Annotated in this window: 9 protein-coding genes; 4 read left to right on the forward strand and 5 right to left on the reverse strand. The window is 61.7% G+C overall.

The genetic code is table 11. The features are described 5' to 3' along the window. Positions 1 to 379: alpha/beta hydrolase fold domain-containing protein (locus WB785_RS21465; RefSeq protein WP_424081612.1), on the forward strand; the 379-nt coding region annotated here is incomplete at its 5' end. Positions 380 to 1,228: 849 nt separating this feature from the next. On the opposite strand, the gene WB785_RS21470 is transcribed toward WB785_RS21465, so the two are convergent. The 3 genes from WB785_RS21470 to WB785_RS21480 all read right to left on the reverse strand — a co-directional run bounded on the left by WB785_RS21470 (position 1,229) and on the right by WB785_RS21480 (position 2,866). Beyond that, positions 1,229 to 1,504 (reverse strand): cytochrome C oxidase subunit IV family protein, encoded by a 276-nt coding sequence (locus tag WB785_RS21470; protein WP_424081614.1) that lies wholly within the window; start codon positions 1,502 to 1,504, stop codon positions 1,229 to 1,231. Further along, positions 1,501 to 2,031 carry a cytochrome c oxidase subunit 3 gene (locus WB785_RS21475; RefSeq protein ID WP_424081616.1) on the reverse strand — a complete coding sequence of 177 codons (531 nt, stop codon included), beginning with the start codon at positions 2,029 to 2,031 and terminating at the stop codon, positions 1,501 to 1,503. Before WB785_RS21475 ends, WB785_RS21470 begins: the two co-directional genes overlap by 4 nt. Before the next feature lie 97 nt (positions 2,032 to 2,128). Further along, a complete protein-coding gene (locus tag WB785_RS21480; protein ID WP_424081618.1) occupies positions 2,129 to 2,866 on the reverse strand; it encodes a hypothetical protein in 738 nt (245 codons plus the stop codon). A gap of 731 nt (positions 2,867 to 3,597) precedes the next feature. Between WB785_RS21480 and WB785_RS21485 the strand changes: the two genes are divergently transcribed. The 3 genes from WB785_RS21485 (at position 3,598) to WB785_RS21495 (ending at position 6,342) form a co-directional block, all read left to right on the forward strand. Further along, complete coding sequence (locus WB785_RS21485) at positions 3,598 to 4,668, forward strand: hypothetical protein (RefSeq protein WP_424081627.1); 1,071 nt, start codon at positions 3,598 to 3,600, stop codon at positions 4,666 to 4,668. A 10-nt stretch (positions 4,669 to 4,678) separates the two neighbouring features. After that, the gene (locus WB785_RS21490) at positions 4,679 to 4,966 is read left to right on the forward strand and encodes a hypothetical protein (RefSeq protein WP_424081620.1); all 288 of its coding nucleotides are present in this window, start codon (positions 4,679 to 4,681) and stop codon (positions 4,964 to 4,966) included. Positions 4,967 to 5,148: 182 nt separating this feature from the next. Beyond that, positions 5,149 to 6,342 carry an acyl-CoA dehydrogenase family protein gene (locus tag WB785_RS21495; protein ID WP_424081622.1) on the forward strand — a complete coding sequence of 398 codons (1,194 nt, stop codon included), beginning with the start codon at positions 5,149 to 5,151 and terminating at the stop codon, positions 6,340 to 6,342. Positions 6,343 to 6,474: 132 nt separating this feature from the next. Here the strand turns inward: WB785_RS21495 and WB785_RS21500 are convergent, their stop codons facing one another. Beyond that, positions 6,475 to 8,016: an aldehyde dehydrogenase family protein gene (locus tag WB785_RS21500; protein WP_424081624.1), complete on the reverse strand. Its 1,542-nt coding sequence runs from the start codon at positions 8,014 to 8,016 to the stop codon at positions 6,475 to 6,477. 240 nt (positions 8,017 to 8,256) lie between these two features. Then, complete coding sequence (locus WB785_RS21505; protein ID WP_424081625.1) at positions 8,257 to 9,075, reverse strand: TIGR03619 family F420-dependent LLM class oxidoreductase; 819 nt, start codon at positions 9,073 to 9,075, stop codon at positions 8,257 to 8,259. Positions 9,076 to 9,135 lie beyond the last annotated feature (60 nt).

The raw sequence follows: 9,135 nt of genomic DNA on the forward strand, positions 1-9,135 counted from the left end.
GTTGTATCCCATGCTCGACGACCGCACCGTGGTCGGCTACCACCCGGGGCACCGGTTGTGGAATGCAGACAGCAACCGGTTCGGCTGGCGGGCGTATCTCGGTGACGCCGATCCGGCCATCGCCGTGCCCGCCCGCCGCGAGGATCTAGCTGGCCTACCGCCGGCGTGGATAGGCGTCGGCACGCTGGACCTGTTCCACGACGAGGACCTCGCGTACGCTGAGCGCCTGAAAGCGGCCGGGGTTCCGTGCCACCTCGAAGTGGCGCCCGGCGCATTTCACGGTTTCGATATGCTCGCTCCGAAAGCCGGTGTGTCGCAAGCATTCTTCAACAGCCAGTGCGCCAGCCTGCGAGAGGCGTTGACACGCGCCGCGACCTAGCCGAAGGGGCTGACCATGGTTCGCTGGCAACCGGTTCGCGACTAGAGTCGACCTGCACACCTTCTTTAGCGGTTTCGCGCGGAATTTCGGTGACGTATTGGTCATGAGGTCAGGCGGCCATTGGTCGGGCGGGGCCCTCGTGGGCGGCGATGCGTTTGAGTATGGGCGTGGAGGTCGTCAGTGGTGAACTTCCACTCGAACGGTGGCGTGGCGATTTGTCCGTCCTGCACTTGGAAAGCATGGCAACCGGGCTTCGCTGGGGCAATGTCGCGGGAGTCGTTGGGCGCCAGGAGTTTGCGCTGTCCGACAGCGAAATGGACCTCGACTTGGCTGAGGCCGGAGGCCGGGCCGCGGTGCGAGCTGCCATTGTCGACGCCGCGAACGTATTGTGCTCGACGCGCATTGGCTGGACCGGCCGTGCCTGCGGTACCGCGCACCAGGATCTGTGGTCTTCAAGGCGCTGCGTCCATCCACTACATCGTCCGGCGGCGCGGGTGTCCGGGGTCATGTCGGCCAACGTTGCTTATCGCGACCACCGTGGTGTGACAGTGAGGGGCCAAACGATGTTAGAGCGCTGCAGACAGTGCCGCGATTTTTCGTGAACGTTTGGTCCTGCCCGACGGCAGCCGGCGAGTTGAGCATCACAGGTTGACCCCTCGGGACGCGCAATTGATATGCGGTACATAGCGACCGCCCACTCACCCGAGGGAGGCGATGCGGTTGTCAGCCACGCCAAACCGGGCCGGGTGAACGCGTTCCATTCGCGCTGCGGTGCGAGCAAAACGGCGGTCGCCAACCGTAGAGGCTCAGTGGCTGATGGGGCGTCGGATCGGTATCGAGGTCGCCAAATTAGCCAAGCACATACATTGTGGTCAGTAGCAGCACCAATGCGACGCAGTAGCCTTCGAAGATTCCTCGCAGGAACCACGGCGCCTCACGCAACTCCATGAAGTGCAGGCCGACGAGCCGTACTTTGAACACGGAAATCACGATGATAATCAAACTGGCGCTCACTCGCGGACCATTGCCGTGTCCGTGGCCCAGAGACCACGACACGAGCGTGAGCGCGACAAGGACCAGCCATGCAACGGAAGCATCCGACCGAAGAAGCGCCTTGATAGTCAACGGACCAGGAAGACGAGGGGGAAGATTACTAACCAGAGCAGGTCCACCATATGCCAGAAGCAGGCACCCCCCTCAAAGAAAGCGATACGCATGTGCGAAGTCTCCGATTTCTTGGCTAGACGCGATAAAACCACCAATATAATCAGGCCGATGATGACATGCATTAAATGCAAGCCGGTGATTATAAAATAGTACATGTAGAATTCATTGGTGGTCGGAGTGATTCCGACGCTGACCTTCTCACGATATTCGATCACTTTGACCACCACAAAGCACATGCCGACGCCAATCGCGGCTACAACTAACGGCGACGCCCTCTTCTGCAAACGCTCATCACGCAGCGCTCGCGTGGCCAAGACGACGAGAAGCGAACTCGACAGGAGAACCAACGTATTAACAACGCCCAGTGTGCGGTTGAGATGGTCTTGCGACGTCGCGAATACTTCTTTGCTGTGACCCCTGCGATTCAGGTACAACGCGAATAGAACCGCGAAGACGGTCATGTCGCCTAGCAACACGATCCACACACCCACCTCGCCCGGCACGTGGCGGCCTGGCGGGCTCAATGGCGGTGTGCGATCGCGACCGCCACGGTCGCGATGCGGGGCTGCCCTCAACACTTCGCTAATTGCTGACCGCCACGTTCGGGGTCGCAGCCCCCAGCTCGTTCATCTGCCCATTGATCGCCCTGATCAGCAACGTCATCACCAGAGCAAGCCAAATGAAAAAGCTGATGATCGGCACCCAGAATGCCATGAGTCCATTCCATGCGAACGGTCCGATGCGGAAGAGAAATGCCGGTGCGCCGCATTCAAGGATGAGGGCGATCCAGATGGTGCAGTAGCCGAACCATCGTGGAAACGGCGAATGGGATACGAAGTTGGGTGTCAGGCAGATCACCGCAACTGCCACCCACAAGAAGATGTAGAACTGATCGGTTGTCAGAAGCGACAGTACGCCGAGTTCATGCATGATCGCCGTCACCTCAGCTTGGCGACCCGGTGTAAAGGCCGCAACCCCGAAGAATAGCGGAGGCAGCGCAATCCAAATGGTCATCATCGAACCGCCCACGCAGCTCAGGACTGACCAGATCGGGGGCTTGCCAGCTTCGTGCCGATACACCTGGACAGTGATGACGGCAGTGAGTGGAATGATGGTTGCGCTCGTCCAACTCGCAATCATAGCGCCAAGTTTCACCTCGGTGCTGTGTTGGAGATAAAACTGTGCGATCTGGGCCGCTGACCATCGAGCGGTCGGTGGCGGCACCATATGCAAGAGGAACAGAAGCGCAATGGTGTAAATGGTCATCATGATGATCGACCACCAAATTAGTACCTTCTGAGCGCGCAACCATATGGTCATGACTACCCTCTCTTTGTCGAGCCGTTCGCAGGCGGGCCTGTTTACCTGTGATAGTCCGGTGGCATACGAAGGCGTCGCCAGCCGACTCGGTGAGCCCTCGAGCTAGCGATACCTCTGTGGACCGCCGATCGCGCGGCGGTGACCCGCCCCGGTAGAGCAGTGCACATCGGTTGAGGCACAGCATCACTCAGGTACAGCGCGGCCCGAGGCGCGACTCTGCTGCGCCCATCGTGATACGAGCGGAACGCGTACACTACGGATCCCCATTCGCGTGATCGCAGTTGGCGATGCATGTCGATCGGCGGCTGAAGTAGCGGGCGAACACTGCTTGGTTCAACCATGAAGTCAATGTGTGAAGCCTCCCGGTAGAGCACGCAGCACAGCGACGTCCCAAATTCCGATGGGCGGGTGGCCGCGGTATCCATTTTGTATGGTGTCCAAATCTACACAATGGGCAAGTATTGCAACAATTACAGCCCCCTGTCAACGACGCGGCAAGCATCACGAAACGCGCCGGCGAAACGGTGATGCTGGCCAGGCATGGAGAGTGCGCGGTCGATTTCGTTTCTCGGGCCGAGATCACCCCGAAGTTCGCCGAGACGTATGTGACGGCGCGACACCGTCGCGCGGGTGAGACTGGCGCTGGCGCCGATCCGCTAGTAACTTGTATGGTGTATGAATCGTGATGTGTCAGCCATCGAAGGGAGACTAAGTTGAGGCGTCCGTACCGTGTGGCCATCTGGGGACTTGGCACTCTGGGTTCTGCGTGCCTCCGGGCGCTCCAACGATTGCCCGAGTTCGAGTTGGTTGCTGTTTACACATACAACCCCGAAAAGAGCGGCAAGGACGCAGGACTCGTCATCGGGATCCCGGCGACCGGCGTCGACGTGACCAACGATCGAGACGCGTTCATGGGATGCGACGCGGAGTGCGTGCTCTACACTCCACGCGACTTTGGTTTCGACTACACGGAGTCCGATAAAGACCTTCAAGATCTCCTCGGGGCCGGCCGGAATGTGATCACCGCACTGGCCTACCGCAACCTAGCGGCGTGGCGGGGGGAGGGGATCGCGGAGCAACTCACCGCTAGTTGCCAACATGGCCGCTCGACTCTTTACGTGACGGGCTTGGAGCCGGACTTCATGTCTGAGCGCCTCACGATGACGCTCTCCGGGCTGTGCACCGACATTGAGCATATGCGTCTGGTTGAGATCTTCCGAAGCGATGGAGTCGGTGATGAGATGTGGCTAGCGGGAGGCTTTGGTCTCCCGCCCGGCGACTCGAATTACGTGGATATGGCCGCTCAACTCGTTCGCAACTACTTCGTGCCCTCGATGATGTGGACCGCACAACAGATGGGCCGGCCAATCGAGCGGGTTGAGCCGTCGATCAAGAGCATTCTCGCGCCGCACGACATCGAGTTGCCCGACCGAAATCGACGAGTTGCGAAGGGTACTGTTGGGGGGCTCGAATTCTCTTGGGACCTCTACAGCGGCGAGGCTGTGTTCTTCAGAGGAGAGGGGTACTACTACGTTGGGGACGTGATGCGACCCCCGAAGGCAGTTGGCGACGACTGCTGGCTCATCGAGATCGAGGGCCGCCCGTCAGTCTCCCTGACACTCCAAGCCCTTGCCTCGGCGAAGCTCGGCACTGTCGTCTACGACGACGATCCGACGAGTCCTGGCTATTACGCCACTGCCGGGCCCCTGATACAAGCCATCCCGGACGTGGTCGAAGCTGAGGCGGGCATCAGAGATGACCTGAAGCCGCACTCATTCTGGCGGACCGATTTCCGCGGCTAGTCAAGGAGCATTGCCCACCGGTCGATTTCCTTTAGATCTGGTCGCGGGCGTTGGCCCCGCGGAGCATCGTGATGCCACCGGCTGGGGCAGTCGGATCGTGCTGCCGCCGGAGAATGTGGCACTCGCTACCGCCGGCAACCTTGGCTTCCTCACTGCGGCCGTGGTGAACAATACGCACCGCGAGCGGCTCGCTAACTCCAACTACTGCCAATACGCGGAAGGTTCCAGAAGCATCGACGGCGCTACGTTCATGGTTGTCACCCTGACGGTCGGCACTTCCGCGAGCTTGCTGAGGTGACCCAACCACGAAAGTCCTTGCCGCATTGGCGGTCTAACGGCGTCCACGCCCCCGCAGCGGCCGCTTTCGCGGTCGGCGATGACACCGCAACGGTCATGAGCGACCGTTGAGACGGGCCAGGATGACATCGACCGCCTGAGCGAATTTGGTTCTATTGCCATCAGATCGATCGGAGAACCTTGATGACCAGACTGGCGCAGACCCTTGGGCTCAGCGAGGTGCAGACAGAGATTCTCGCCATGGTGCACAAGTTCGTCGAGAAGGAAATCGTCCCGAATGCGCAGAGGCTAGAGCGCTCGGACACCTACCCGCAGCTGATTGTCGACCAGATGCGCGAGATCGGCCTCTTCGGTCTCATGATCCCCGAGGAGTACGGAGGTCTTGGCGAGTCTCTCCTGACCTATGCACTCTGTGCTGAGGAACTGGCTCGCGGCTGGATGAGCGTATCTGGTGTCATCAATACACATTTCATAGTCGCGCACATGCTGCGTCAGTACGGCACCGATGCCCAGAAGCAAAGCCTGCTGCCCCGCATGGCAACCGGTGAGGTTCGGGGCTCGTTCTCGATGTCCGAGCCCGAACTCGGGTCAGATGTCGCTGCTATCCGTACCAAGGCGATCCAGAACGCCGACGGCGACTACATCATCAACGGTCAGAAAACGTGGTTGACGAACGGCTCCACATCAAATCTCGTCGCGGTATTGGTCCGAACACACAACGGTGGCCCACGGCCACACGACAACCTCACGACCTTTCTCGTCGAAAAGCCGCTCGGCTTCGGGGAAGTCGCGCCCGGCCTCACGGTCCCCGGGAAGATCGACAAGATGGGCTACAAGGGTGTCGATACCACCGAGCTCATGTTCGACGGCTACAAAAGTAATGCCGACGCCGTCCTCGGCGGCGAACCTGGCCGGGGTTTCGCACAGATGATGGACGGCGTCGAAGTTGGTCGCGTCAACGTCGCAGCGCGCGCCTGCGGCGTCGCGATTCGGGCGTTCGAACTGGCCGCGAAGTATGCGCAGCAACGGTCGACCTTCGGCAAGCCGATCGTCGAGCACCAGGCGATCGGATTCGCATTGGCCGAGATGGCAACCAAGGTCGAGGCAGCTCACCTAATGATGGTCAATGCAGCACGCCTCAAGGACTCCGGCGAACGGAATGATGTGGCCGCCGGGATGGCGAAGTATCTCGCGAGCGAATTCTGCTCCGAGGTCACCCAAGCGAGCTTCCGCATCCACGGCGGCTATGGCTACTCCAAGGAATACGAGATCGAACGGCTGATGCGGGAGGCACCATTCCTGTTGATCGGAGAGGGCACCAGCGAGATTCAGAAGATGATCATCACCAAAGGCACTTTGCGCGATTACCGGCTGTAATAGGGAATTGTTTGGTCGGTAGGTGCGGCGGCGTAACGTGTCCGCCGAATCGAACAACTTCGACTGTGTTACCCGCGGTGACCGCGATGTTGATCAAGCTTTGTGGGCATAGATGCGATAGCCGCACGACGCTCAGCGAGTCTCGTGACCGGCGTTGGTTGTGTGCTTCATTCTCCTAAAGCGGCCTGTGCGGCGGCCATACAGGAGCCGCGCGCCAGTGATGAATGCGCGCAACTTAGCAGGGCTCGCCGGATACCATTGAGGCTCGCGCCGAGCAGTCAGCCATGAGTCGACGACGCTCTGGGCCTGACAGTACTTGCGGATGCCCGCTGGCCCGCCGAGCCTCTCACCCAAGCCGGACGCGCCCCACCCGCCCTGTGGCACGGAGACGCAGAGCAGGTTGACATAGACATCGTTGATGTTGACCGCCGCGCATTCAAGGCGTCGTGCGACCTCGCGTGCGTGCCCACGGTCGCGACTCCACACAGATGCGGACAAGCCGTAGGCGGAGTCGTTAGCGAGCGCGACGGCTTCGTCGTCGTCGCGGACGCGCATGACTGGCAGGACGGGCCCGAACGTCTCTTCACGCATACAAAGCATCGAATGGTTGACGCCGGTGAGCACTGTCGGTTCAAACCAGAAGCCCGCCCCAGTCGGCCGGCGGCCACCGACCGCCGCTTGCGCGCCCGCCGCGACGGCATTTGCTACATGCCGCTCGACGGTGTCGCGTTGCCGCGCGCTGATCAGGGCGCCGACCTCTGACTGTCCTCGGCCACCTGCGCCGAGGCGCACCTTGCGTACCTCCTTGCATAGGCGGTCGACGAACTGGTCGTAGATGTCGGCATGCACGTAGACGCGTTCAATCGACGCGCAGCTCTGGCCCGCGTTGCACAGTCCGCCCCATACCGCTGCCGGCACAGCCCGATCGAGGTCAGCGTCGGCGAGGACGACCATCGGATCCTTCCCGCCGAGCTCAAGGCTCGCCGGGACCAGACGCTCGGTCGCGCGCATGCCGACGGCGGCACCTGTGCGCGACGAGCCTGTGAACTGCACGAAATCAGCGACGTCAACCACGGCTTGACCCGTTTGAGGACCTCCGTTTGCGACATCGAGCACATGCGGCGCGCGGAGGTCCTCGCGCCACCCGCGCACGATCTCCGAGACCGTGAGCGGCGCGTATTCCGACGGCTTAACCAGCACACTGCAGCCGGCGAGCATCGCAGGGACGGCGTCACCGAAAGTCAGGTAGATCGGGTAGTTCCACGGGCTTAGCAACGACACGAGCGGGTAGGGGCGGAAGTTGACCGACAGAGTCTTCGTCGCGACCATCACGGAGTGGCGCCGCCGCGTCTCGTCATGGAGGAACCGCGCAGCATTGCGCGAGTAGTACCGGATCACATCGAGGACCCCCGGCAGCTCCATCGTTGCGTCGAAGCTCGACTTGCCGGTCTCGGCGATGAGCAGGTCTCCGAGCCGGGAAGCATTGTCAAGCAACCAGTCGCCGAACAGCCCAAGCCAGCGCGCGCGCTCGGTCGTACTGAGCTCTGCCCAGTCATGCTGCGCATTTCGCAGTTGCGCGGCACGCCGCTCCACATCATCACGCTCGCAGACCTCGATTGTTCCCACGATCTGCTCATCGGCGGGGTTGATCACGTCTATGCGATTGAGCTCCATCAGATCCTCCTGGACCACTCGGACGCCGCCTCGTCGGCAAGGACCACGTCGGGCGGCACCGGCAAGGGCAACGCGGACTGGATGCGGGCGAAACGCGGCACTAGCCGAGGCGGTAGGCCCACGACTGTGAACATCGCAAGCCCTGCGGTCCGACCACACAGCACGTCCGGTCCGGCATGGAGGTCCGCGACCTCTAGCACGCTCAGCACGGGCAGCGGTCCGCTCGGGGGGCCTGGCTCGTCATGGCGCGAGTAACTTTTCGTAGGCGTCGAGGGCTTTGAGAACCCTAGACTCCCCCGCAGGAGGAAGCTGCAGTGCCACCTCACTGACACCCAGTGCGGCAAGCCGTTCGAGTTTGCTTCGGGTGCCGTGCACTCCAACGGCTACCACTTGAACGTCGACGGGATCGCGGCCGGCCGCTTCGAAGGCGCGCCGCAGGGCGGGCAGCGCTTCGTCTAACCCACTGCCACCGATGGGCATCCAGCCGTCCGCCCAGTCTGCGATCGCAGAGAAGGTCGCCGGGCGGGCGGCACCTCCGATCAGGATGCGCGGCCACGGACGTTGGACAGGTTTTGGCCACGCCCAACTCGAAGACAGCCTCGCCTGCTCACCGACGAAGGTGGCAACCTCGTCACGCCACAGCGCCTGCATCAACTGAATCCGCTCGCGTGTCAGTTCCCGTCGCCGCGACCAGGCTACACCGTGATCTGCCGCCTCTTCCTTGTTCCATCCCATCCCAACCCCGAAGGTGAACCGCCCTCCGCTGACGTGGTCGAGACTGGCAACCGCCTTGGCGAGCACGATCGGATCGCGCTGGGCCACAAGGCAGACACTGGTGCCGACGTGCAGCTTCTCGACAACCGCGGCGGCGGTGGCGAGCGCAACGAACGGATCGAGCATGCGCGCGTATACCTGCGGGAGCTCACCGCCCGCGGGGTAGGGAGTCTGCCGGCTCACGGGGATGTGTGTGTGCTCAGCGACGTAAAGCGAGTAGAAGCCCCGGTGCTCAAGCTCGCGAGCCAGCACGGCGGGCCCGATCGTCTGGTCCGTGACAAACATGTTGACGCCAACTTTCACCGCCCACCTCCCTTAACGACCGATTCATACGCTGTACGACGG

It is taken from the genome of Mycobacterium sp. (assembly GCF_049585075.1).
GTDB lineage: Bacteria > Actinomycetota > Actinomycetes > Mycobacteriales > Mycobacteriaceae > Mycobacterium.

Coding starts and splice junctions, on each gene's coding strand:
- WB785_RS21480 (WP_424081618.1), bottom strand. CDS start 2,866: ATGACCATATGGTTGCGCGCTCAGAAGGTACTAATTTGGTGGTCGATC.
- WB785_RS21495 (WP_424081622.1), top strand. CDS start 5,149: ATGACCAGACTGGCGCAGACCCTTGGGCTCAGCGAGGTGCAGACAGAG.
- WB785_RS21500 (WP_424081624.1), bottom strand. CDS start 8,016: ATGGAGCTCAATCGCATAGACGTGATCAACCCCGCCGATGAGCAGATC.
- WB785_RS21505 (WP_424081625.1), bottom strand. CDS start 9,075: ATGTTTGTCACGGACCAGACGATCGGGCCCGCCGTGCTGGCTCGCGAG.